22 protein-coding genes are annotated in these 22,547 nt (G+C 63.6%); 12 read left to right on the top strand and 10 right to left on the bottom strand.

Features of this window, described 5'->3' with window-relative positions; all coding sequences use genetic code 11:
- Nucleotides 1-9 precede the first annotated feature (9 nt).
- Entirely contained in the window at nucleotides 10-2,052 is a 2,043-nt protein-coding gene (locus tag H7R73_RS01585; protein ID WP_103259391.1) for a TonB-dependent receptor, read from the bottom strand.
- Nucleotides 2,053-2,324: 272 nt separating this feature from the next.
- On the opposite strand from H7R73_RS01585, the gene H7R73_RS01590 reads away from it, so the two are divergent.
- Nucleotides 2,325-2,807: a GNAT family N-acetyltransferase gene (locus H7R73_RS01590; protein ID WP_103259393.1), complete on the top strand. Its 483-nt coding sequence runs from the start codon at nucleotides 2,325-2,327 to the stop codon at nucleotides 2,805-2,807.
- A 470-nt stretch (nucleotides 2,808-3,277) separates the two neighbouring features.
- Nucleotides 3,278-4,015: a class I SAM-dependent methyltransferase gene (locus H7R73_RS01595; RefSeq protein WP_103259394.1), complete on the top strand. Its 738-nt coding sequence runs from the start codon at nucleotides 3,278-3,280 to the stop codon at nucleotides 4,013-4,015.
- A gap of 59 nt (nucleotides 4,016-4,074) precedes the next feature.
- Here the strand turns inward: H7R73_RS01595 and H7R73_RS01600 are convergent, their stop codons facing one another.
- Nucleotides 4,075-5,133 carry a porin gene (locus H7R73_RS01600; protein ID WP_029313567.1) on the bottom strand — a complete coding sequence of 353 codons (1,059 nt, stop codon included), beginning with the start codon at nucleotides 5,131-5,133 and terminating at the stop codon, nucleotides 4,075-4,077.
- A 218-nt stretch (nucleotides 5,134-5,351) separates the two neighbouring features.
- Between H7R73_RS01600 and glpX the strand changes: the two genes are divergently transcribed.
- Both glpX and H7R73_RS01610 read left to right on the top strand, forming a co-directional pair.
- Entirely contained in the window at nucleotides 5,352-6,362 is a 1,011-nt protein-coding gene (glpX, locus tag H7R73_RS01605; protein ID WP_039040467.1) for a class II fructose-bisphosphatase, read from the top strand.
- Between the two features lie 248 nt (nucleotides 6,363-6,610).
- The gene (locus tag H7R73_RS01610) at nucleotides 6,611-6,862 is read left to right on the top strand and encodes a YkgJ family cysteine cluster protein (RefSeq protein ID WP_010675884.1); all 252 of its coding nucleotides are present in this window, start codon (nucleotides 6,611-6,613) and stop codon (nucleotides 6,860-6,862) included.
- A 168-nt stretch (nucleotides 6,863-7,030) separates the two neighbouring features.
- Here H7R73_RS01610 and H7R73_RS01615 read toward each other — a convergent pair whose 3' ends face one another.
- Genes H7R73_RS01615 through hemC form a run of 4 tightly spaced genes read right to left on the bottom strand, consistent with a single transcriptional unit; the run spans nucleotide 7,031 to nucleotide 10,988 of the window.
- Nucleotides 7,031-8,194, bottom strand: coding sequence for a heme biosynthesis HemY N-terminal domain-containing protein (locus H7R73_RS01615; protein ID WP_042015365.1), 1,164 nt, complete (start codon nucleotides 8,192-8,194; stop codon nucleotides 7,031-7,033).
- 10 nt (nucleotides 8,195-8,204) lie between these two features.
- The gene (locus H7R73_RS01620) at nucleotides 8,205-9,281 is read right to left on the bottom strand and encodes a uroporphyrinogen-III C-methyltransferase (protein WP_039039811.1); all 1,077 of its coding nucleotides are present in this window, start codon (nucleotides 9,279-9,281) and stop codon (nucleotides 8,205-8,207) included.
- Nucleotides 9,278-10,012, bottom strand: coding sequence for a uroporphyrinogen-III synthase (locus H7R73_RS01625; RefSeq protein WP_039039810.1), 735 nt, complete (start codon nucleotides 10,010-10,012; stop codon nucleotides 9,278-9,280). Before H7R73_RS01625 ends, H7R73_RS01620 begins: the two co-directional genes overlap by 4 nt.
- 46 nt (nucleotides 10,013-10,058) lie before the next feature.
- Nucleotides 10,059-10,988, bottom strand: coding sequence for a hydroxymethylbilane synthase (hemC, locus tag H7R73_RS01630; protein WP_042865387.1), 930 nt, complete (start codon nucleotides 10,986-10,988; stop codon nucleotides 10,059-10,061).
- 322 nt (nucleotides 10,989-11,310) lie between these two features.
- On the opposite strand from hemC, the gene H7R73_RS01635 reads away from it, so the two are divergent.
- Nucleotides 11,311-13,830: a class I adenylate cyclase gene (locus H7R73_RS01635; protein WP_042879398.1), complete on the top strand. Its 2,520-nt coding sequence runs from the start codon at nucleotides 11,311-11,313 to the stop codon at nucleotides 13,828-13,830.
- A 187-nt stretch (nucleotides 13,831-14,017) separates the two neighbouring features.
- Here H7R73_RS01635 and H7R73_RS01640 read toward each other — a convergent pair whose 3' ends face one another.
- Nucleotides 14,018-14,671, bottom strand: a complete 654-nt coding sequence (locus H7R73_RS01640) for an alpha/beta hydrolase (RefSeq protein ID WP_103259395.1) — start codon at nucleotides 14,669-14,671, stop codon at nucleotides 14,018-14,020.
- A complete protein-coding gene (gene cyaY / locus H7R73_RS01645) occupies nucleotides 14,668-14,982 on the bottom strand; it encodes an iron donor protein CyaY (protein ID WP_010672698.1) in 315 nt (104 codons plus the stop codon). The genes H7R73_RS01640 and cyaY overlap by 4 nt, the downstream gene beginning before the upstream one ends.
- 73 nt (nucleotides 14,983-15,055) lie before the next feature.
- On the opposite strand from cyaY, the gene lptM reads away from it, so the two are divergent.
- The 7 genes from lptM (at nucleotide 15,056) to H7R73_RS01680 (ending at nucleotide 20,432) form a co-directional block, all read left to right on the top strand.
- Nucleotides 15,056-15,256: an LPS translocon maturation chaperone LptM gene (lptM, locus tag H7R73_RS01650; RefSeq protein ID WP_082180910.1), complete on the top strand. Its 201-nt coding sequence runs from the start codon at nucleotides 15,056-15,058 to the stop codon at nucleotides 15,254-15,256.
- Between the two features lie 20 nt (nucleotides 15,257-15,276).
- Nucleotides 15,277-16,527 carry a diaminopimelate decarboxylase gene (gene lysA / locus H7R73_RS01655; RefSeq protein WP_039039806.1) on the top strand — a complete coding sequence of 417 codons (1,251 nt, stop codon included), beginning with the start codon at nucleotides 15,277-15,279 and terminating at the stop codon, nucleotides 16,525-16,527.
- Between the two features lie 62 nt (nucleotides 16,528-16,589).
- Nucleotides 16,590-17,420 (top strand): diaminopimelate epimerase, encoded by an 831-nt coding sequence (dapF, locus tag H7R73_RS01660; RefSeq protein ID WP_029313578.1) that lies wholly within the window; start codon nucleotides 16,590-16,592, stop codon nucleotides 17,418-17,420.
- Between the two features lie 79 nt (nucleotides 17,421-17,499).
- Nucleotides 17,500-18,180, top strand: a complete 681-nt coding sequence (locus H7R73_RS01665; RefSeq protein WP_010672702.1) for a DUF484 family protein — start codon at nucleotides 17,500-17,502, stop codon at nucleotides 18,178-18,180.
- Nucleotides 18,173-19,150: a tyrosine recombinase XerC gene (gene xerC, locus H7R73_RS01670; RefSeq protein WP_103259396.1), complete on the top strand. Its 978-nt coding sequence runs from the start codon at nucleotides 18,173-18,175 to the stop codon at nucleotides 19,148-19,150. The genes H7R73_RS01665 and xerC overlap by 8 nt, the downstream gene beginning before the upstream one ends.
- Nucleotides 19,151-19,245: 95 nt before the next feature.
- Nucleotides 19,246-19,956: an HAD-IA family hydrolase gene (locus H7R73_RS01675; RefSeq protein ID WP_103259397.1), complete on the top strand. Its 711-nt coding sequence runs from the start codon at nucleotides 19,246-19,248 to the stop codon at nucleotides 19,954-19,956.
- 71 nt (nucleotides 19,957-20,027) lie between these two features.
- Nucleotides 20,028-20,432, top strand: a complete 405-nt coding sequence (locus H7R73_RS01680; protein WP_010672705.1) for a hypothetical protein — start codon at nucleotides 20,028-20,030, stop codon at nucleotides 20,430-20,432.
- Between the two features lie 150 nt (nucleotides 20,433-20,582).
- Here the strand turns inward: H7R73_RS01680 and H7R73_RS01685 are convergent, their stop codons facing one another.
- Nucleotides 20,583-21,353 (bottom strand): gamma-glutamyl-gamma-aminobutyrate hydrolase family protein, encoded by a 771-nt coding sequence (locus H7R73_RS01685; RefSeq protein WP_113978141.1) that lies wholly within the window; start codon nucleotides 21,351-21,353, stop codon nucleotides 20,583-20,585.
- A gap of 363 nt (nucleotides 21,354-21,716) precedes the next feature.
- Nucleotides 21,717-22,526: a sugar-phosphatase gene (yidA, locus tag H7R73_RS01690; protein WP_103259399.1), complete on the bottom strand. Its 810-nt coding sequence runs from the start codon at nucleotides 22,524-22,526 to the stop codon at nucleotides 21,717-21,719.
- Nucleotides 22,527-22,547: the final 21 nt, after the last annotated feature.

Genomic DNA, 22,547 nt, shown 5'->3' on the forward strand with positions numbered 1-22,547 from the left:
CAGGGAGGATCAGAAGCGGTAGGCGGCGGTCAGGTGCAGCTGACGGGGCGTGCCCGGCATGATCTGGGCCGCGCTGGTGGCGCTGACGAAGTAGTCGTGATCGGTCAGGTTCTCCACGCTCAGCTGGGCTTCCCACTGGGGCCAGCGGTAGCCGGCACGGGCGTCGAAGCGGGCGTAACCGGGCAAGGTGGTGGTGTTGGCGTTGTCGGCGAAGCGATCCCCCACCGCCGTCATCCCGGTCTCGCCGAACCAGCCCTGCTTGCCGCTCTGGTAGCCGGCGAACAGCTGGCCGTTCTGGCGGGAGACGTTCATCGGTCGCTTGCCTTGCAGGTCCGCGTCTGCCTTGACCTGCTCGGCATCCTGGATGGCGACGCCGCCGCGCAGATAGATCTCGTCGGTCAGCTGGGCACGGGCGCTCAGCTCTATGCCGTCGGTGCGCTGCAGACCGGTGAGGATCACCCGGGTGGGATCCAGCGGATCCTTGCTGCGTTTGTTGTACATCTCCAGCCGGTAGAGAGAGAAGGTGGTGGCGAGGCGGCCGTTCAGCCAGTCGCTCTTCACGCCCCCTTCATAGAGCCGGGTGTGCTGGGGATCCAGGTTGTTGTTCTTGTCCCCCGGGGTGATGCCGATAAGCTCACCGCCCACCGGGGTGAAGGTCTTGCTGTAGGAGGTGTAGAAGGCATGCTCCTCGATGGGGTTCCACACCAGGCCCAGGCGCGGACTCAGGCTGGTGACCGAGAGGGTCTCTTCCTTGTCGAGGTCGTTGCGGCGGCTGGTGACGGTGAAGTCGTCGCGGCGCAGGCCTGCCAGCAGGTGCCAGTCGCCCAGGCTGAGCTGATCCTGCACATAGAGGCCGACACCGCGCACCCTGTGATGGGCGTCGCTGGAGAGTTTCATGGCGCCGTCGTAGGTGGGCAGGGAGCCCGGATCATAGAGGTTGCCTGCCGGGATCGGGTTGGCGTTCTGGTAGAGCTTGGGGGTGCGATCCTGCCAGCCCTGCTCCAGGCCCACCAGCAGACGATGGGCGACGGGGCCGGTTTGCAGCTGGCCTTCCGCCTCGGTGTTGCTGGTGAGGCTGCTGGCCTTGAGATCCTGCTGCCAGCGGGCGCGGGTCACCTTGTCACCCTTGACGCTGGTGACATAGGTATTGTCGAACTGGCTGTCGAGGGTGGTGTAGCCGAGCTGCTGGCGCAGTTGCCACTGATCGTTGATGTCCCAGGTGAAGCGGGAGCGGGTGGACTGGGCCACATCGTCGATGAAGTCGCGGCGGGTGTCGCTGTAGACGCTCTCGATGGGGACATCCGCCGGGCGACCATCGACGCCGGGAATGCCGCGATCCGGGGTGCGATCGTGCTCGTTGCGCTCGTACTGCACCAGCCAGTTCAGGGTGTCGGTGATCTCCCAGTTGACGGAGGGGGCCAGCAGGGTGCGCTTGCTGGTCACATCGTCGCGAAAGCTCTCCTTGTCCTCCTGGGCCAGGTTCAGGCGCACCTGTACACGCTCTCCTGCCTCGCCGTTGAGATCTGCGGCGAAGCGTCGGCTGTCGAAGCTGCCGACCCGGGCGCTGACGCTGGAGGCCTGCCCTTTCTGGGGAACCTTGCTGACCCGGTTGACGATGCCGCCCGTGCTGCCACGGCCGTAGAGCACGGCGGCGGGGCCCTTGAGCACTTCGACCCGCTCGATGTTGCCAAGGTCGCGGGTGTATTGCATGTCGTCTCGCAGGCCGTCGAGGTAGAAGTCGTTGCTGGCGCTGAAACCGCGGATGGTGACGCCGTCGAAACGGGTGTCACCGCTGGCGTTGACGCCGGGGATGCCGGTCAGGGCTTCACTCAGGGTGGGCTGGCCGAAGGCGGTCAGCTCGCTCGCCTTGACGCTCTCGATGCTCTGGGGCACCAGCTTGGCCGGGGTGGCGGTGCGGGTGGCGGTAGCGACCTCCTGGTGCTGGCTGCGTTTGCCGACCACGGTCAGGGTTTCGTCTTCGGCACGGGGGCTGGTGCAAACCGCCAGCAAGGCGACGCCCAGCAAGGCGCGCGGGGGGTTGGAATGGTTCATCTGGGTGTGACTCTTTGTCGACCAATCGGCCTGAACTTGTTGATTTATTTGTAATTATTGATTTCTCTCATCGCGAGAGGTTGCTAATGATATTGATTTTCATTTGCCTTGCAAGGAGAAGATGCAAGAAAAAGAGATCATTGGCGGGCAGGCACTGAGGGGGCTGGAACCTCGGGGAAAAGGCCGGGGTAACCTTGGTTCGGTTCGGGGGGGAGGCTACCATGGTGGCCTCGCGCCTTGGCGCACCATCCGGCATACACAGGGAGAGAAACATGGTCGAGATCATCAGGGCGGATCTGCACAACCCTCGTCACGGCGAGGCGCTGATCGCGATGCTGGACGCATACGCCAGGGACGAGATGGGGGGAGGCAGTGCGCTGGCGGACGAGGTGAAGGCGAATCTGGCCGCAGCCCTGGCCGCGCGACCCGGTGCCCACGTGCTGCTGGCCTGGGTCGATGGGGAGCCTGCTGGCGTTGCCACCTGCTTCGAAGGTTTTTCGACCTTCGCCTGTCAGCCGCTGCTCAATATCCACGACGTGGCGGTGCACCCTGCCCATCGCGGCCAGGGCATCGGCAAGCAGCTGTTGGCGGAGGCGGAGCGGCTCGCCCGGGAGCTCGGTTGCTGCAAGCTGACCCTGGAGGTGCTGGAGGGGAACAAGGTGGCCCAGGCTGCCTATCGTGCCAGCGGCTTTGCGGGTTATGAGCTCGATCCCGAGGTGGGCCGGGCCATGTTCTGGCAGAAGAAGCTGGGGTGAGAGGGTCGGCAAACATGATCTGCCGGGCTTGCCTCTGAGACTCCTGTCCCCTAGAGTGGCACCAGATTTTTCAATGTGTTGATGGAGCCGGCCCGGCCGGGTGAGTGACATGACCCTTTATGCTTCGGATCAGCGAGTGACCCGAATGAACTCCGTACAGATGCGCACGATGAAGCATTGTCCGGAGCCGGTGGAGGCCCAGACCTCCCATCCATTCATCGTGCAGTGACGACCGGATCTCGCTACCTCGCGGGAGCCGTGACCTTGCCGCACGACTGAACCAAGGCCATAGACGTTGCCTCGTCTATGGCCTTTTTTGTTGCCCCGCAGCCAGGCTGCGGGTGCGAGACAGAGCAGAGGCCCGCCCGGGCCTCTGCTTTTTTTATGGTCTGTCATGACCGACGGGTATGCTTGGCAAGGGCCGGGTCGTCGGCCAGAGAGGCTGACCATCTTCAAGAGGAAACAGTGCAATGTCACAAAATATCTATGACGAACCAGGGTTTTTTGAGGGCTATGCCCAACTGCCACGCTCCCTCCACGGGCTGGCGGGGGCGCCGGAGTGGCCGGCGCTGCACGCCATGCTGCCGGATCTTGCCGGCAAGCGGGTGCTGGATCTGGGCTGCGGTTATGGCTGGTTCTGCCGGGCAGCCAGAGATCTCGGGGCTGCCGATGTGGTCGGTATCGATCTCTCCGCGAAGATGCTGGCCCGTGCCGCCGAGCTGACCCGGGATGAGGCCATCCGCTATCGGCAGGGGGATCTGGACGGTCTTGCGCTGTCCGATGAGCCTTTCGATCTCATCTACAGCTCCCTGGCGCTGCACTACCTGCCCGAGGTGGCGCCGCTGTTTGCGGAGATCCACCGTGCGCTGGTGGCTGGCGGCAGCCTGGTGTTCTCGGTGGAGCACCCCATCTTCACCTGCCCGCAGCCGCAGGGCTGGCTGGTGGATGCAGAGGGACGCCGCTCCTGGCCCGTCAACGGCTACCAGGCCGAGGGCAAGCGTATCAGCAACTGGCTGGCGGAGGGGGTAGTCAAGTATCACCGCACCCTGGGCACTTACCTCAATGCCCTTGTCGCCGCCGGGCTCCAGATCCGCCGCGTGGAGGAGTGGGGGCCGACGGCGGCGCAGATTGCGGCCAACCCGGCCCTGGCGGAGGAGGCGGAGCGCCCCATGCTGTTGCTGGTGTCGGCGTACAAACCCCTGGCCTGACACAATAAAAAACGGCGCGCAGAGTGCTCTGTGCGCCGTGTCGTCAGGTGGTTGCCGACTTAGAAGTCGTAGCGGGCCGCCAGCTGGAAGTCATCCTTGGTGTTGAGCTTGCCGCTGTCATGGCTGTCGAGGTTGTTGATGCGGTACTCGCCGATGACGCGCAGGTTCTTGTTGAACTTGTACTGGGCACCCAGGGTGTAGTAGTCGATGGAGTCGTAGTCAGACTTTCCAGCCTGCTCCACCTTCTGCTTGTTCCACAGGGCCATCAGGCCGAAGCCGCTCTCGAAGTTGTAACCCAGTGCCCCTTCCCAGCCGGTGTGATCCTTGCCTGTGGCCAGGAAGTCGCTGCCGTCGGCATAGCTCAGGGCGGCGTAGAGGGCCTTGTTGTCGTACTTGGCGGAGAGCAGCCACAGCTTGGCATCCTCTTCACCGCTCTTGTCGCGGATGCCCACGTTGTAGGCTGTCCCTAGGGAGAGGTTGAACGGGAAGGTGTAGGCCACGGCGGCACCGTAGGCGGCATCGCTGTCCTTGCTGGAGGTCTCTTCGGTGTCACCGCCATCGAACTTGTAGCTGGTATCTACCTGGAAACCGTTGAACAGGCCGGAGTACTTCAGCACGGAGCCGGCGCGGTTGGTGGCGAAGGTGTCGGTCTTGGCGCCCAGTGCCTCGTTGCCGTAACCATCGGAGAGGGAGACATCAGTCCAGTCCGCCAGGAAGCCAGGAGCCCCCTTCTGGCGACCGAAGGTGACGGTCCCCCAGTTGGCGCCGACACCGGCGAACGCCAGACGGGTACGCAGGTTGTCGGAGTTCTCGCTGACGGTCTTCTCGCTGTCGTTGATGTACATCTGCAGTTCGTACTGGGCCAGCGCCTTGAGACCCGGGTTGATCTCGCTCTCTACCTTGGCGCCCAGACGGACAAACTGGTTGGCCCCCTGCTTGTCGCTGTATTCGTTCTTGATGTCACCGTTGGCGTCCAGTTCTTTCTTCTCGCCGAAGAACTGACCGGCGTAGATGCGGCCGTAGAGGTCGAGCAGGGTGCTCTCGTTTTTGTACACTTCGACGGCTTGAGCCTGGAAGGCGGCGGTAAGAGCCAATGCTACTACTGTCAGCTTTTTCATCATGATCCCTTGTGTTGCAAGCTTTTGTTTTAAAAGACGGGGCCATGCTAGAAGTGACAGATGACAGTCGGGTGACCGTGCAATGAACAAACCGTGTCGGTTCCATGTCAGCGGGATGAAAACCGGGATTTATGTGGCTGGTCGCCACTTTTACGCGCAAAGGTTTGCCCTTGTGGTAGAATGCCGCCCGTTTTCGAGCTCCTAAGGTTGGATATGCGATGAGACGTGAACTGGCAATCGAATTTTCCCGAGTGACGGAAGCGGCTGCACTGGCTGGCTACAAGTGGCTCGGACGTGGTGACAAGAATATCGCCGATGGCGCGGCCGTGGCGGCCATGCGTCACATCCTCAATCAGATCCAGATCGATGGCGAGATTGTGATCGGCGAAGGGGAGATCGACGAAGCCCCCATGCTTTACATCGGCGAGAAGGTGGGCACGGGTCAGGGCGACGCCGTGGACATCGCGGTAGACCCCATCGAGGGGACCCGCATGACCGCCATGGGTCAGGCCAATGCCCTGGCCGTGCTGGCGGTGGGCGACAAGGGATCCTTCCTCAAGGCCCCCGACATGTACATGGAAAAGCTGATCGTGGGCCCCAAGGCGAGAGGCGCCATCGATCTCGATCAGGCCCTGGAGCTGAACCTCAAGGCCGTGGCCAAGGCGCTCGGCAAGCCCCTCTCCCGTCTGACCGTCATCACCCTGGCCAAGCCGCGTCATGACAAGGCGATCAAGGAGATGCAGGGCCTGGGAGTGCGGGTGTTCGCCATTCCCGACGGCGACGTGGCCGCCTCCATCCTCACCTGTCTGCCGGACAGCGAAGTGGACATGCTCTACGGCATCGGTGGCGCGCCGGAAGGGGTGATCTCCGCCGCGGTGATCCGCGCCCTGGACGGCGACATGCAGGCTCGCCTGATCCCCCGCCACCAGGTCAAGGGTGACAGCCCCGAGGTTCGCGCCCTGGGTGAACAGGAGATCGCGCGCTGCGAGGAGCTGGGCATCGACGTGAGCAAGGTGCTCAAGCTCGAAGATCTGGCCAAGAATGACAACGTCATCTTCTCGGCCACCGGCATCACCAAGGGTGATCTGCTGGAAGGGATCACCAGCGACGGCGTCATGGCGACCACCGAGACCCTGCTGATCCGCGGTAAATCGCGCACCATCCGTCGTATCAAGTCGATCCACTTCCTGGATCGCAAGGACAGCGTGGTACGCGACATCATCCTGTAAGCAGGAGGATGGCGGTGGCGGCAAGTCACGTACTCTCATGCCGTCGCATCAAGTCGATCCACGTCCTGGATCGCAAGGACAGCGTGGTACGCGACATCATCCTGTGATGTGCTGACTCCCGCAGCAAAAAGCCCGGCACTGCCGGGCTTTTTGCGCTCTGCAGGGCGCCAGGGTGCCCGGGCAGGGATAAGGCTTAGGAGAAACCGGACTCCTTGCTACACTGCGGTGCCCCACAGAGGAAAAATCACATGGAATGTCGTCAGGGATGCGGTGCCTGCTGCATCGCCCCCAGCATCAGCAGTGCCATTCCCGGCATGCCGGACGGCAAGCCCGCCGGTGTGCCCTGTGTGCAGCTCGATGCGCATCTGGGGTGCAAGATCTTCGGCCAGCCGGAGCGCCCGGCGGTGTGCGGCGGCTTTCGCCCCATGGCGGACGTGTGCGGCTCCCATCGCCAGGAGGCCATCTGGCTTATCGGCGAGCTGGAGCGGCTGACCGCCTGAGCCCTTGATCCTCTCCCTCGGGGAAAGGGTGTCTGCTTGTCCTCCTCATCCCCGCCCCCTTCTCCCGCAAGGGGAGAAGAGAGCCACCATTCGGAACAATGGCAATAAACAATCCCAATAAAAAGAGGCCGCAATTGCGGCCTCTTTTTATTTCGCGACGAACGGGCGTCAGATGTCGGCCAGCTGCAATGCCTGGCGGTAGTACTCGTTGGCCTTGTTGGTCAGGCGGCGCTTGTCCATCACCTGGCCGAGGGCGTGGTAGAGGGCGGCATCCGGCGCCTTCGCCACTTCCTGCTCCAGCAGCCGCTGGGCTTCGTCCAGTTGACCGGCCAGCAGGCAGACCCGGGCCAGCGCCGCTTCGGCGCCCGGCTGATCCTGGATCTTTCTGAGCAGGGTCAGCATGGGCTGGTAGTCGTCCAGTTTGAGCTTGGGCAGGCGGGCGAACAGCTCGGGGGAGGGATCCTTGCGCAGGGCCTCCAGCCAGAGATCGGCGGCTTCGGCATCGGCCCCCAATCGGCGCAGGCGATCCCCGTAACTGGCCAGCAGCACGGGATCCTGGCGCTGTTTGCGGGGCAGACCCTGCCAGACCGTGCGCAGGGTGTCGAGGGAGCCGCTGGCGGCCTCCAGACGACCGCACCACGCCTGGTGCAGCAGGGTCTCTTCCTGCTGAGCGGTCAGCTTGCCCACCTTGCGCAGGGCAGGGGCGAGATCGATGAGGGCCGCCCAGTCTTCACGGGCCAGATACACCTGACGCAGCTGATCCAGCACCATGGGGTGGCGCGGGTTGAGGGCATAGATGGACTCGAGGCGACCGAGGGCGCTGTCGTACTGGCCCTGCTCAATCTGCAACTGGGTCTGGATCAGGGTCAGTGCCAGCTCTGCCTTGGGGTTCTCTTCCTGGGCTTTCTGCAGGTAGTGATCCCGGCGCACGTCATCGCCCCGGGCCTGGGCCACCCGGGCGGCGCTCAGGTAGTTGAGCAGCGGGGTGTCGCTGTTGTCTGCGCCCTTGATGAGAAGCTTCTCGGCCTGGTTGTAGTGCCCCTCTGCCATGGCCAGGGTGGCATTGACGGTTTGCAGGTTGGCCTTGCGGCGGCGGCGCGAGCCGAACCAGCCCTGGGTCTTGCGGCGCAGGCCGAACAGGCGGGCCAGCACCCATTCCACGATGAGCAGGGCACCGTAGAACAGCACCGCCAGGATCACCGCGCTGGTGACCGAGGATTCCACAGTGTAGTTGCCCAGCGAGATGAGCACATAGCCCTTGTTGCCGGAGGCTTCGGGACCGAAGATGAGGCCCGCCACCATCACGGCGACTATGACGATCAGACGAATCATGGTCTCCTCCTCAGTTGCCGGCCAGGATGCGTTGCAGGCGTTCGGTCAGCACCTGTTCCAGCATGGTCTGGGTCTTGAACTGATCCGGGTAGTCAAACTGGATCTGCTCGCCTTTGAGCTTGTCGAGCTCGGACTGCATGTACTGGGTGGCGCTGTTGTCGGCATCGAAATACTGGGTCAGCCAGCGCTGGGCCTTCTCCAGGCTGTCGACATAGAGTGACTGCTGTTCACGATAGACGGCGAGCTGGGCCTGCAGCAGCTTGGTCTTGAGGTTCTCCCGCAGGAAGATCTCCTGCTGCGGGGAGAGCAGGGCTTCCACGGCGCCATCGCGGCGACGAATGGTGATGAAGTTTTCGGTGAACTTGACCCAGTTCTTCTTCAGGTTGCTCTGCCACTCGTCCGGGTTGGTGCTGACGGTCTGGTCGGGCTCGCTCTTGGCTTCCGGCATGCTGACGGTGGAGAGGGGCAGCAGCTCGATCTGGTCCGAGAGGGCGGCCAGCTTCAGGGTCAACCCCTCGCGATCGACCCGTGGCATCCCCTTGAGCTTGGCGATGTCTTCCGCCAGCGCCTTGCGAATGGGCATCAGGCTGGGGTCGTTGAGCGCCTTGATGCGCTCGTCGGCGTTGCCGAGCAATGTGATGGCGGAGACGATGTCGTGTTCGAGCCACAGCTTGCGGCCCGCCATGCGCACCAGGTATTCGGATTCGGCCAGCATCCAGTCATTGGGGCGCTTGTCGTCCAGATCCAGCACCTTGGTCTGCAAGGCGTCCAGCGCCTCCTGCAACTGCTGCTGGCTCTTGCCGAGGGCACCGATCTGTTCGGCATCCTTGCTGCTGCCCTGATCAATCCTGGTCATGGCGTCGGCCAGTTGCTGCTTGAGGGCTACCAGTTCGGCCTGCTGGGCAACGGCGTTCTGGTGTCCGTGCACATAGAGACCACCGGCCAGCCCCAGGGCCAGCAGGATGGCGATGCCGCCAAGCACGGTGCCAGAGCTGCCCTTCTTGCTCCCTGTTGTTCCGGGAGCGGGCTTGTTGTTGTCGGCCACGGTGGCCGCGGCACTCGGCTGGACTTCTTGCTGTTCAGTCATTCCATCTTCCTCAGTTCCAGGGCGGCCACCAGAGCCTGGTTGGATGCACCTTGGGCAATCACGATACGGGTAAAACCAGCCCCTTCTGCCATCTCGGCCACCCGGGGACTGGGCACCACCAGCAGGCGGTCATAAAGCCAGGGGTGCTGCGGGCCGGGCACCAGGGCCAGCAACCGCTGCAACAATTCGCCACTGGTGATGAGCAGGCTGTCGAGCCCGGCTGCCTGCCAGTGGCGGGTCAATGCGTCCCCGTCAAGATCGGGGTAGTGGCGCTCATAGGTGGCACAATAGTGCACCAGTGCGCCCCGTGAGGCCAGCGTCCGGGCGATGAGATCCCGCCCGTCGTTGCCGCGCAGGATCAGCACCCGGCGGCCACTCACCCCTTGCAGCGCCGGCAGGGCCAGCAGCCCTTCACTGCGGGGATCGGCCGGGCACAGGGCCTGGATGCCCGCCTCGGCGAAGGCATCCGCACTCGCCTGGCCGACTGCAAAGTAATCAATATGTGGCCAGGTCTGACCAGTTTGCAACAGAAAATGATGTGCAAAATGAACGGCATGCATGCTGACGGCGATAACGAGGTCCGCCTCCCGCAGCATGTCACCCAGGTGAGGGAGGTCGCATCCCGGCCGGGTTTCCAGCAACGGACAGCAGAGCGGTGCATGACCCAACTGGTGCAGCATCTGCACCAGCTGGTTGGCCTGGGCGGCCGGGCGCACCACCAGGGGGACCATCAGGCGGCGCTCCAGGCAGATGACCGTGAACCTGGCTGTGCTGCACTCATGCCCGGTAGACCTCGGCCAGGATAACGTCGGCGCCGGCGGCCAGCAGGCGCTGGGCCAGGGTGTGGCCCAGCGCCTCGCCCTCTGCCAGGGGGCCGCGGATCTCATCGCGAATGACGTGGCTGCCATCCGGGCTGCCCACCAGGCCGCGCAGCCATACCTCTTCTCCCTGTACCAGGGCATAGGCCCCGATGGGCACCTGACAGCCACCTTGCAGGGCGCGGTTCATGGCGCGCTCGGTCAGCACCCGGATGCGGGTCTCGGGGTGTTCGAGCGGCGCCAGCAGGGCGTGCAGCTCAACATCATCCAGGCGGCATTCGATGCCGACCGCCCCCTGGCCGTTGGCGGGCAGGCTCTGCTCGGGCTCGATGAAGGCGGCGATGCGATGGGCCATCTCCAGTCGTTTCAGGCCGGCGGCGGCCAGGATGATGGCGTCATATTCACCGGCATCCAGCTTGGCGAGGCGGGTGTTGACGTTGCCCCGCAGGTCGCGGATCACGAGATCAGGGCGGGCAGCGCGCAGCTGGCACTGACGGCGCAGGCTGGAGGTACCGACCACGGCCCCTTGAGGCAGCTCGTCTATCTGGTTGAAATGGTTGGAAACAAAGGCATCACGCGGGTCTTCGCGCTCACAGATGGTGTGCAGGCCGAGCCCATCGGGGAACTCCACCGGTACGTCTTTCATGGAGTGGACAGCGATGTCGGCACGCCCTTCCAGCATGGCAGTCTCCAGCTCCTTGACGAACAACCCCTTGCCGCCGACCTTGGCGAGGGGGGTGTCGAGGATCTTGTCACCCTGGGTGCTCATGGGCACCAGTTCGACCTGCAGATCCGGATGGAGTGCCTCCAGCCGATCTTTCACAAAATTGGCCTGCCACAGGGCCAGTGGGCTCTTTCGAGTGGCAATTTTCAGGGTTCGGGCTGCCATATCAATCAGTTGTTTCATCTTTTGAGAGGAAAACGATCTTACCACCCTTTGCAGGGGCTTTCATGGCGCAGCCCGCAAAAGCGGGGCCAAGCTCAAAAACGGGGGCTGAAAATTATTTTCATTCAGCCAATAATTGATTTTAAGTTATTGAAAGTAAGCAACTTTATTGCTTTCCTCTGATACCGTTACGAACGGGGTCAGAAATAATCCGGTGATTGTGTGCGGGCTTGTTTACCACTGCTGTTTGCATTGTTAACATGATCACACTTTTTTGACGTCTCCCCGTTTTGGTGCGTCATTTCTCTTCCCCATAGGTAGGGCATTGCTGGTTAAACTCGACACGCTGGTGGCGCGCTACGACGAACTCAATCGTCTCAAGACGCAACGAGCGCTGGATCTCATGAGTCGCTACGGGCAGCAGGTTTTCCACTTGCTGCCTGTCATGCTGCACTTCAATCACCCCCTGTTGCCCGGTTATGTGGCAGGGGATGTGCCTCATGGTATCTGGAGTTTTGTCGCCAACGAGGCCCAGCAGGCCTTCATCCAGGATCTCTGCCAGAACGCCAACTGCCAGGGCGGTCTCAGTACCCACGACAAGTCCATCCAGGGCCTCTACTCCATGGGGAGCACCTCCTCCATCGGTCAGTGCTGCCACTCGGATCTCGACATCTGGGTCTGCCACGTGGCCGGTCTGTCGAGCGAGCGCCTCGCCCTGCTGGAACAGAAGTGCCAGCACCTCTCCATGTGGGCCGAGCAGCGGGGGGTCGATCTCAACTTCTTCCTGATCCCCGAAGACAAGTTCCGTCAGCGCAACGATGCCCAGATGCAGGGGGAGAGCTGCGGCAGCGCCCAGCACCTGCTGCTGCTCGACGAGTTCTACCGCAGCGCCATGCACATCGCCGGCAAGCGGCTGCTCTGGTATCTGGTGCCTGCCGAATATGACGATCACTACGACGACTACGTCAACGGCCTGTTTGCCCACGGCAAGTTGAGCCAGGATGACTGGCTCGATCTGGGGGGCTTTGATCGCATTCCTGCCGAGGAGTATTTCGGCTCCGCCCTGTGGCAGCTCTACAAGGGAATCGACTCCCCCTACAAGGCGGTGCTCAAGTCGGTGCTGATGGAGGCCTACTCCCACGAGTATCCCAACACCCGGCTGCTGTCGGTGACCAGTCGCGACTGGTTCCAGCACAACGAGGGGATGCACTACCGCCTCGACAACTACTGCCTGATGCTGGACAAGGTGACCAACTACCTGAAGTCCATCGGCGACATGCAGCGCCTCGATCTGGTGCGTCGCTGCTTCTATCTGAAGGTGTGCGACGGGCTGAGCCATCCCAAGGAAGATCACTCCCCGGACTGGCGCCGGGAGCAGATGGCCCAGCTGGTAGCCTACTGGGGCTGGAGTCCGGAGCGCCTTTACCACCTTGATCACCGCCAGGAGTGGAAGGTCGAGGACGTCAAGGTGGCCTACGCCGAGTTGCTGGAAGCCCTGATGCAGAGCTACCGCAACCTCATCCAGTTCGCCCGGCGCAACAACATCAGCGAGTCCATCAACCCGGAAGACATCGGCATCCTGTCGCGCAAGCTCTATGCCGCATTCGAGAGCCTGCCGGGCAAGGTGCAGCGCATCAACCTCAAGATTGCGCCGGATCTCGGCGAGCCGGATCTCAGTCTGGTACAGGTGCCCCATGGCCGCCTGAATCGCGCCGGCTGGTATCTCTACAAGCATTCCCTCGAACCCGCCGACATCATCGGCCGGGCGCCGCTCGAATATAACGGCTACATCAGCAAGCTGGTGGCCTGGGCCTATTTCAACGGCCTGCTGACGCCCCAGTCCCGGGTACACCTGTTCAACCAGGGCTCGGATCTGCACATCGACAACCTGCATCAGTTCTGTCGCGATCTCTCCGGGACCTTCCCGGTCAAGTATCCCCGCGCGACCAACCTGGCCCTGAGCCGGCCGTGCGAGATCCGCCAGCTCTCCATCTTCCTGAACCTGGAGACGGACCCGTCCAGCCACTGGGTGGGGCAGGTGATCGAGTTCGATGCCAACGCCGCGGATGTCTTCTCGTTCGGTCGCAACCAGGAGTGTCTGGTGGGATCCGTGGATCTCGTCTATCGCAACTCCTGGAGTGAGATCCGCACCCTGCACTTCGAGGGAGAGGAAGCCGTGGTGGACGCCCTCACCACCATCCTCGGCAAGATGCACCAGGACGCCGCGGCCCCCGAGATGATCGAGGTGTTCTGCTACAGCCAGCACTTCCGCTCCCTGGTGCGCACCCGCTTCCAGCAGCTTGTGGCTGAATGCATCGAGTTGCGTCTGGCCCGGGACAAGCAGCAGCTGGTCAAGACGCTGGCGCTCGGCAAGGAGAAGTACGGCATCTTCTTCGAGCGGCGCGGGGTGTCGGTCAAGAAGCTGGAAAACGCCATCGACTTCTACCGCCACATCTCCCACAACAAGCTGGATCACCTGCCGCTGCGCCTCGACAAGACTCACAGCCAGCACCTGCCCGGTATCGTCGACGCCTACGCCAGCGAAGGGCTGGTGCAGTTCTTCTTCGATACCCGGGATGCAGGCACCAACATCTATATCCTGGACGAGGCGAATCGGGTGGAGATCTACCAGCACTTCGCTGGCAACAAGGACGAACTGGTACAGGGGGTGAACCGGTTCTACACCTCGGGTCACGAGCGATTCAGCAATGCGGGTCAGTTCAGCAACTTCAACCTGCCCCAGTACTACGAAATCGTGCAGGTGGGTGACAAACTCGATGTGATCCCCTACCGCAGCCAGAGCCCGCAGCGGGACACCCCAGGCGCGGCGCGGGAAGTAGGATGATGCGCTGATAACAGCACCGGCAAGATGGCAAACGGCCTGCATGATGCAGGCCGTTGTCGTATCCGTGGTGCGGGAATCAGGCGTGGAGGGGGCGCAGCCAGTGGGGGGATGCCGTCGAGCATCGCCGTCAGGGATGAAAGCAAACGGCCTGCTGATGCAGGCCGTTGTCTTACCCGTGAGCCGACAATCAGGCGCCGAGGCGGGCCAGCAACCAGCTGCGAATGTCGCCCAGCTGGGGGCGGCAGATCTCGTGGCGCATGGGGTATTCGTGCCACTCGGGGCTGAGTCCCACCGCTTCCAGCCGGTTCTTGGCGTCCCAGCCCATGGAGAGGTTCACCACGTCGTCATAGATGCCGTGCATGTAGCAGATGGGCAGGGCGCGGGCCGCCTCGCTCATTTCGCCGGGCAGGGTGTTGGGCGCAGCCAGGTAGGTGGACATGCAGAGCAGGCCTGCCAATGGCACCGGATGGCGCAGGGCGGTGAAGGAGGCGATGACGCCCCCCTGGGAGAAGCCGGCCAGCACGATGCGCTCGGGGGCGAAACCCTCGGCCACCAACTGTTCGATCAGCGAGGCGATACGGGCCGCTGACTCCCTGACATGGGACTCCACGGCGCGATCCGCCGGATCCTCGAAGCTCTTGATGTCGTACCAGCCGCGCATCCGGTAGCCCATGTTGATGGTGATGGGGCGTTCGGGCGCATCCGGCAGCAGATGGCGGACGGGCAGGTCGGCGGGCAGGGCCAGCGCCTCCACCAGGGGGGCGAGGCCTGCGCCGGAGTCCCCCAGCCCGTGCAGCCAGATCACCGCATGGCGGGCACCTTCGGGATGCAGATCCGTCATGAGAAGACCACGGGCTCGCCGGCCTGGGTGGTGCAGGCCCGGGTCAGCAGGGCCTTGAGCTCGTCGCCGAAGCGGTTGTCGATCCAGCTGTCACCGCGCAGCTCGAAGTGGAAGCCGTTCTCCCGGGTGGCGACCCAGATCTGATGCAGGGGCTCCTGCTTGTTGATGATGACCTTGGTCTTGTTCTCGAAGCTCAGGGTCAGCACCCCGCCGGCGCGTTCGCAGTCGATATCCGGATACCCCTCGTCGATGGTGTCTTCCACATACTGGAAAAAGGCGTCGGTCAGGGCGTGATACTCGTGATCCTTCATCGGTTTATCCTGTTGCTTTTAACAATGTGAGTGCGATTATAGAGGGCCAAAAATTTTTTCGCAGCGAACCATTATGATTACCCAGTTCACCAAGTGCCTGTTTGCCGCGTCGCTGTCGCTCGGGTTGGCCGCCTGTGGCCTGACGGGGCCGCTCTACATGCCGCCGGCCGAACAGCCCGCACCTGCAGAGCAGACACCGCCCAAGACAGAGAGTACACCGCAAGCCGCCTCGCCTGCGACCGCTACACCGGCCTCAGAGGCCGCGCCGCAATAATCTAGGAAGGAACCGCCCCCTTGGATCACTTTAACTACGACGCAGACGGTCAGCTTCAGGCCGAACAGCTTCCCCTGCAACAGCTTGCCGACCAGTACGGCACTCCGCTCTATGTCTACTCCCGCGCCACCCTGGAACGCCACTGGCATGCCTTCGACCAGGCGGCTGGCGACATTCCCCACCTGATCTGCTACGCGGTCAAGGCCAACTCCAACCTGGCCCTGCTCAATCTGCTGGCACGTCTCGGTTCGGGCTTTGACATCGTCTCCGGCGGCGAGCTGTCCCGGGTGCTGGCGGCGGGCGGTGATCCGGCCAAGGTGGTCTTCTCCGGTGTCGCCAAGAGCGAAGCCGAGATGCGCCTTGCGCTGGAAAAAGAGATCCTCTGCTTCAACCTGGAGTCCGAAGCCGAGCTGGAGCGCCTCAACCGGGTCGCAGGCAGCATGGGCAAGAAGGCGCGGGTCTCGGTGCGGGTCAACCCGGACATCGACGCAGGCACGCACCCCTATATCTCCACCGGCCTCAAGCAGAACAAGTTCGGCATCCCCATCGAACAGGCGCCCGCCATCTATCGCAAGGCGGCGGCCATGGCCCACATCGAGATCAAGGGCGTGGATTGCCACATCGGCTCGCAACTCACTGAATTGAATCCCTTTATGGAGGCGGCGGACAAGCTGCTCAAGCTCATCGACGAGCTGGCGGCGGAAGGCATCCACATCCATCACCTGGACGTGGGCGGCGGCCTGGGGGTCAACTACGGCGCCGAGCAGCCGCCGCACCCCACCGAGTATGCCGAGGCGCTCAAGCAGAAGCTGGCGGGCCGGGATCTGACCCTCTTGTTCGAACCGGGCCGCGCCATCGTCGCCAACGCCGGTGTGCTGCTGACCCGGGTCGAGTTCCTCAAACCCGGCGAGACCCGCAACTTCGCCCTGATCGACGCCGGCATGAACGATCTGCTGCGCCCCTCCCTTTACGGCGCCTGGATGAACATCATCGAGGTGGACAGCCGCGCGACCCACGAGAAGGCACTCTATGACGTGGTGGGCCCGGTGTGCGAGACCGGCGACTTCCTCGGCAAGGAGCGTACCCTGGCGATTGCCGAGGGCTCCCTGCTGGCGGTGCGTTCCGCTGGCGCCTACGGCTTTACCATGTCCTCCAACTACAACACCCGACCCCGTGCGGCCGAGGTGCTGGTGGACGGTGACCAGGCGCACCTCATCCGTGAGCGGGAGCAGTTGGCGGATCTCTGGCGTGGCGAGCACCTGCTGCCGTGATGGATGGATTTTCAGCGTTCCTCCATGTGAGAGCGTGATTAACGGTGAGACAGGAACGCGCGATGTTGATTGAGTTTTCCAAAATGCACGGCCTCGGTAACGACTTCATGGTGGTGGATGGCGTCACCCAGAAGGTGTTCTTCAGCAACGACATCATCAAGAAGCTGGCGGATCGTCACTTCGGTATCGGCTTCGACCAGCTGTTGCTGGTGGAGCCGCCCTATGACCCCGAGCTCGACTTCCATTACCGCATCTTCAATGCCGACGGCAGCGAGGTGGAACAGTGCGGCAACGGGGCCCGTTGCTTCGCCCGTTTCGTGCGTCTCAAGGGGCTGGTCAACCGGGATCGCATCGCGGTCAGCACCGCCCGGGGCCGCATCACTCTACAGCTGGAAGGGGAGAACCAGGTCACGGTCAACATGGGGGTGCCCCAGTTCGAGCCGGGCAAGATCCCGTTCCGTGCCCAGAAGGCGGAGAAGACGTATCTGCTGCGGGCCCAGGATCACACCGTGATGTGCGGTGCCGTCTCCATGGGCAACCCTCACTGCGTCATCGAGGTGCCCTCGGTGGCCGATGCGCCGGTGGAGACCCTGGGACCCATCATGGAGCGCCACGAGCGCTTCCCCGAGCGGGTCAACGTCGGCTTCATGGAGATGGTCAACGCCAGCGAGATCAAGCTGAGGGTCTTCGAGCGCGGGGTGGGGGAGACCCTGGCCTGCGGGACCGGGGCCTGTGCGGCCGTGGTGATAGGCATCAGCCAGGGCAAGCTCAAGGAGCGGGTCACCGTCACCCTGCCGGGTGGCAAGCTGACCATCGCCTGGAAGGGACCGGGTCAGCCCGTCTACATGACGGGGCCGGCCGAGCACGTCTTTGACGGCCAGATAGAGTTGTAGACAAGGAGCGGGTGATCCCGCTCCATCAACGGATCATATCGGGGCCCTTGGCCCCTTTTTCGGATGGATCAACCAAGTTATGAGCGAACTCAAACGGCAGGAATCACTGGTGGATGAAGCCACAGTGCTGGAGTACCTGGCCCGTTATCCCGAGTTTTTCCTGCGTCACGGGGCCATGCTGGACAAGATCCGCATTCCCCATGCGCAAAAGGGCACCATCTCCCTGGTGGAGCGCCAGCTGGACAGACAGCGGGAGCGCATCGAGCAGCTGGAGCAGGAGATCACCGAACTGATGGGGGTCGCCAGCGAGAACGAGCGGATCTTTCGGGTTTACGCGGATCTCTACGGGGAGATCTACGGCTGCCAGACCTTGTTCGAGCTGAGCGCCGTGATGGGCAAGGCCTTCGTCCAGCGGCTGCGACTCACCGGCCTGCGGCTCTGGCTCAATCCCAGGCATTTCCAGCTGAGCGGCCCCGAGCAGCGTTTCCTGGCGCAGGGCAAACAGCTCGAACAACTGCTGGGGCAGCGCCTGCCCGGCACGGACTACTATTTCGGCCGCCTCAACCAGAGCGAGAAGCAGGCGCTGTTTGGCAATGATGTGCTGGTCAACTCGGTGGCCCTGATGCGGCTCGGGGAGCTCGGCGTGCTGGCCTTCGCGAGCTCGGATCCCAGCCACTTCACCCCCCACAACGACACCCTGCTGCTGGGTCAGCTGGGGCGTCTGCTGCAGCTGCGTCTGCCCGAGCTGGCCCGTGGCTAAGGCAACGACCCGATCCCCTGCCAAGACGCCCCCTGCCGCCGACCCCCTGCCGGTCGCACTGGCGGGGGAGCTGGACGCCTTTATCGAATACCTGCGGGTCGAGCGCCAGCTCAGCCCCCACACCCGCAGCAACTATCAGGCCCACCTGGAAGCCATGACCGCCGAGCTGGTGAAGCTCGGGGTCGACGACTGGGCCCGGCTCGAGGCGAGCCAGGTGCGCAGTCTGGTGACCCGGATGCACAAGGGGGGGCTGGCGCCCCGTTCCCTTGCCACCAAGGTGTCGGCCCTGCGCAGCTTCTGCGACTGGCAGGTGCGCCAGGGGCGGCTCACCGCCAACCCGGCGCGGGGCATCGTCACCCCCAAGCAGGGGCGGCCCCTGCCCAAGAACCTGGACGTGGACGAGATGTACCAGCTGCTCAACATCACCGACGAGCAGGATCCGCTGGCGGTACGGGATCGCGCCATCATGGAGCTGATGTACTCCTCCGGCCTGCGCCTTGCCGAGCTGGTGGGGCTCAACCTCGCGGACGTGAAGCTCGACGAGCGCCAGCTCAGGGTGATCGGCAAGGGCTCGCGGGAGCGGGTGCTGCCCATCGGGCGGATGGCGGTGGAGTGGTTGCACAAGTGGCTCAAGGTACGCCCCCTGCTGGCCGGTGACGAGGGGGAGGCATTGTTCGTCTCCAAGCGCAGGCAGCGGCTCTCGGCCCGCTCTGTACAGGAGCGGCTCGACGGCTGGGGCAACAAGCAGGCGCTCAATGCCCACGTGCATCCCCACAAGCTGCGCCACAGCTTCGCCACCCACATGCTGGAATCCTCCGGCGATCTGCGGGCGGTGCAGGAGCTGCTGGGGCATGCGGATCTCTCCACCACCCAGATCTATACCCACCTCGACTTCCAGCATCTGGCCAAGGTATATGACAGTGCCCACCCGCGGGCGAAGCGGGATCCGGAAACGCCGGAGGATGAGTGATGTGGTGTGCGATCTGCGGGGATGACAATCTCCACGTCGCCCGGGTCAGGCGGGAGCCCGCAACGCCAGAGGATGAGGAGTAAAGAGGAACAGCCATGCAGTTTTACCGTCGCTGGCAGCCGGTGGCCGCCATCTCGTTCGATCTGGACGACACCCTCTATGACAACGGCCCCGCCATCGCGCGGGCGGAACAGTGGATGCTGGACCACCTGCGCAGCGAATACCTGGCCACCGCCATGCTGGACAAGCCGCGCTGGCTCGCGCTCAAGCGCCAGTTGCTGCTGGACCACCCGACGCTGAGCCACGACGTCAGCCTGGCGCGCCAGCGTGGCATTCGCGAGGCCCTGGTGCAGGGGGGCATGGAGCCCGGGCTGGCGGAGCAGCAGGCCCGGGCGGTGTTCACCGGCTTCATGGCCGAGCGCTCGAAGATAGAGGTGAGCGAGGCGACTCACGCCCTGCTGGCTCGTCTGGCGGCGCGCTACCCGCTGGCGGTGATCACCAACGGCAACCTGGATCTGGAGCAGGCGGGCCTGGCTGGCTACTTCACCCTGGTCTGCAAGGCGGGAGCGGGAGCCAGAATGAAACCGGCGCCCGACATGTTCGTGCAGGTGCAAGAGGCCCTGGGGCTGACCCCCGGTCGCATCCTCCATGTGGGGGATCACCCGGTGACCGACGTGCTGGGTGCCAGGCTGCACGGCTTTCGGGCCGCCTGGCTCAACGAGAGCGGTCAGTCCTGGCAGTCGTTGTCGCTGCTGCCGGATGTGGAGCTGGGACAGCTGCAGGATCTGGCCACCCTGCTGCTCTGAGCTGGGGATGAGGGACAGATTCCGTGATCTATATCTGGCAATAACAACAAGGGAGCAAGGGTGTGAAGGGAATGAAGGGTGTCATCTGGCTGGCGATCCCCGTGATGCTGGCGGGATGCGATCTGGTGCAAGACCGTTACCGGATGGAGTTCAGGGACGGATCCTGGCGGGAGATCGCCATCTCCCCGTTTTCCGACGAGGCGCGCTGGCGCGAGGGGTGTGCCACCGGCGAGATCCAGGTGGACATGACCCTGCCCCTGAAACGGGGCAAGGTGGTGAATGGCCGGGAGCAACTGCTCATCGGCGGCGAGCTGTTCGAGCTGGAGGATGCCCGTCTCTATCGCGGCAACGGCATGGTGCTCGGGCAGGCCCCGGACCATATCCAGCGGGGCCTCAAGGGGCTGGATGTCTGCCGTACCCTGCGCCCTGATCGCGGGGCCCTGCCCAAGCTCAAGGGCAAGGGATTTGGCGACTAGCCCGTCTGCTGCCTGAGCGGGCGGCAGGCGTCGCCGAAGGCAGTGGACACCTTGATGGCGTGGGGGGTCACAGGCCCGTCACGTCGGATGCCTCTGGGCAGCCCCCGATGTACGAGGCCCTGCCCAGGCTCAAGGGCAAGGGGTCGGCGACTAGCCGACCTGCTGCCTGAACCGGCGGCAGGCGTCGCCAAAGGCGGTGAAGAGCTTGATGGAGTGGGGGTTCTCGCTGGCCTTCCACTCCGGGTGCCACTGCACCGCCAGCAGGAAGGGGGAGAGGGCGGGAGCGTGGATCGCCTCGATCAGCCCGTCTTCGGCATGGGCCAGGGGTGCCAGCCCCTGGGCCAGCGTCTTGATCCCCTGCCCATGGAGGGAGTTGACCGGAATCGACGGCTGCCCCATCAGCTCGGCCAGCCAGGTACCGGGCACCAGCTCGACCTGATGGCTCTCGCCATACTGCTCGTCCACCGGGTCATCCGCGTCCTCCCGATGATCGTCATAACCCGGCTCGCAATAGACCTTCTGGTGAATGTCGCCCCCCAGGGCCACGTTGATCTCCTGCATGCCGCGGCAGATCCCGAGGATCGGCAGGCCACGGTCGAGGGCGGCGCGCACCAGGGGAATATCGAACAGATCCCTGTCCCTGTCCTGGGGCTTCTCCGGGGTGAGGTTCTCCTGGCCATAGAGGGCTGGATCGATGTTGGATCCGGCACCGCTCAGATAGACCCCGTCGGCGAGGTCCAGATACTGCTCCAGATCCTCGGTGCCACAGCAGGTGGGCACCAGCAGCGGCACGCAGCCGCTGATCTCCACCAGAGGCTTGATGTATTTGTGGGTCATGACCTGGTAGGCGTGGCCACTGCGGGCCTGGGCCCCCATGGTCATCAGCACGACGGGTTTGTTATGGGCACTGGGGTTGGGCATAGGTCACCTTGGCTATCCTTGGCGGTCTCATCCTGCGCCTTGGGAAGGCCCTTGCCGCCTCGGCTCGCAAGGGCATGCCTCAAGGCATGGTCGTGGGATCAGGGTCGCGCCAGCGTGCCAGAATCGTCGGTCAGCCTTGGCAACGACAGCCTGGATCCTGCCTCCAGTCTGCCAAGGCCGTTCAATATGTCAAACAAAATGATGCAATTATGTTAACAATTGATGCCGGGATACGGCTATGAGTCCCATTTAAAGGGACTTGAGGGGGAGGTGCTGGTGCGGTGAGAGATTTGATGGTGGATATATTAAACATCTGGCCGGGCGGCCGGATAGCAGAAGGGGCCCGCAGGGCCCCTTGTCGACTCAGGCGTTCAGGATGAAACGTTCGATCACCTGGGCGACCCCGTCTTCATCGTTGCGCCCCGTGGTGTGCTGTGCCAGCGCCTTGATCTCGTCGGTGGCGTTGCCCATGGCGACCCCGAGTCCGGCGTAGGCGATCATGTGGTGATCGTTGCCCGCATCCCCCACCGCGATCACCTGGGAGGCATCCAGCCCCAGGTGCTCGGCCAGGGCGGCGACGCCGGTGCCCTTGTTGCTGCGCTTGTTCATGAACTCGAGGAAATAGGGTGCGCTGCGCACCACGGTATAGCGCTCGTGGAGTTCGGCGGGCAGCTGGGCGATGGCACGGGAGAGCAGGGGCTCTGGGTCAATCATCATCACCTTCATGATCTGCTCGTCGTCGGGCAGGGTGGCGAAGTCCACCAGGTTGATGGGTTGACCGATGAGGCGGGATTCGTGCTCGGTATAGGGGCTGATCTTTGGGCTGATGAGCCCCTGGCGGACGGAGAAGCCGTGGATGTTCACCCCCAGCTCACAGGCCAGGTGGGCGATGGCACGGGCATCGCTGCCGGTCAGCAACTGGCTGCGGATGATGCGTTGCTCGGATACCTGCTGCACCAGGGCGCCGTTGTAGCAGATGACGTAGTCATCCTGGCCGGTGAGGCCCAGCTCGGTCAGGGCGGCGGTCATGCCTTCCAGCGGGCGGCCGGAGGCCAGCACCACGGTCACGCCCTTGGCGCGGGCTGCCGCGATGGCGGCCTGGGTGCGGGGGGAGATTCGGCCCTCTGGGGTCAGCAGGGTGCCATCCATATCCAATGCGATCAGCTTGTACATCTTCTCACTACCTGAGTCTGG

This window comes from Aeromonas sp. WP2-W18-CRE-05 (assembly GCF_014168615.1).
In the GTDB taxonomy this organism is placed as follows: Bacteria; Pseudomonadota; Gammaproteobacteria; order Enterobacterales; family Aeromonadaceae; genus Aeromonas; species Aeromonas caviae.

Excerpts from the sequence above, each read along its gene's own strand:
- cyaY (WP_010672698.1), bottom strand. The coding sequence starts at position 14,982 with ATGAAGGATCACGAGTATCACGCCCTGACCGACGCCTTTTTCCAGTAT.
- lptM (WP_082180910.1), top strand. The coding sequence starts at position 15,056 with ATGATTACCCAGTTCACCAAGTGCCTGTTTGCCGCGTCGCTGTCGCTC.
- H7R73_RS01610 (WP_010675884.1), top strand. The coding sequence starts at position 6,611 with ATGGAATGTCGTCAGGGATGCGGTGCCTGCTGCATCGCCCCCAGCATC.
- H7R73_RS01600 (WP_029313567.1), bottom strand. The coding sequence starts at position 5,133 with ATGAAAAAGCTGACAGTAGTAGCATTGGCTCTTACCGCCGCCTTCCAG.
- glpX (WP_039040467.1), top strand. The coding sequence starts at position 5,352 with ATGAGACGTGAACTGGCAATCGAATTTTCCCGAGTGACGGAAGCGGCT.
- H7R73_RS01685 (WP_113978141.1), bottom strand. The coding sequence starts at position 21,353 with ATGCCCAACCCCAGTGCCCATAACAAACCCGTCGTGCTGATGACCATG.
- H7R73_RS01595 (WP_103259394.1), top strand. The coding sequence starts at position 3,278 with ATGTCACAAAATATCTATGACGAACCAGGGTTTTTTGAGGGCTATGCC.
- H7R73_RS01640 (WP_103259395.1), bottom strand. The coding sequence starts at position 14,671 with ATGACGGATCTGCATCCCGAAGGTGCCCGCCATGCGGTGATCTGGCTG.
- hemC (WP_042865387.1), bottom strand. The coding sequence starts at position 10,988 with ATGGCAGCCCGAACCCTGAAAATTGCCACTCGAAAGAGCCCACTGGCC.
- H7R73_RS01620 (WP_039039811.1), bottom strand. The coding sequence starts at position 9,281 with ATGACTGAACAGCAAGAAGTCCAGCCGAGTGCCGCGGCCACCGTGGCC.
- H7R73_RS01680 (WP_010672705.1), top strand. The coding sequence starts at position 20,028 with ATGAAGGGTGTCATCTGGCTGGCGATCCCCGTGATGCTGGCGGGATGC.
- dapF (WP_029313578.1), top strand. The coding sequence starts at position 16,590 with ATGTTGATTGAGTTTTCCAAAATGCACGGCCTCGGTAACGACTTCATG.
- H7R73_RS01615 (WP_042015365.1), bottom strand. The coding sequence starts at position 8,194 with ATGATTCGTCTGATCGTCATAGTCGCCGTGATGGTGGCGGGCCTCATC.
- H7R73_RS01585 (WP_103259391.1), bottom strand. The coding sequence starts at position 2,052 with ATGAACCATTCCAACCCCCCGCGCGCCTTGCTGGGCGTCGCCTTGCTG.
- H7R73_RS01625 (WP_039039810.1), bottom strand. The coding sequence starts at position 10,012 with ATGGTCCCCCTGGTGGTGCGCCCGGCCGCCCAGGCCAACCAGCTGGTG.
- yidA (WP_103259399.1), bottom strand. The coding sequence starts at position 22,526 with ATGTACAAGCTGATCGCATTGGATATGGATGGCACCCTGCTGACCCCA.
- H7R73_RS01590 (WP_103259393.1), top strand. The coding sequence starts at position 2,325 with ATGGTCGAGATCATCAGGGCGGATCTGCACAACCCTCGTCACGGCGAG.
- H7R73_RS01675 (WP_103259397.1), top strand. The coding sequence starts at position 19,246 with ATGCAGTTTTACCGTCGCTGGCAGCCGGTGGCCGCCATCTCGTTCGAT.
- H7R73_RS01665 (WP_010672702.1), top strand. The coding sequence starts at position 17,500 with ATGAGCGAACTCAAACGGCAGGAATCACTGGTGGATGAAGCCACAGTG.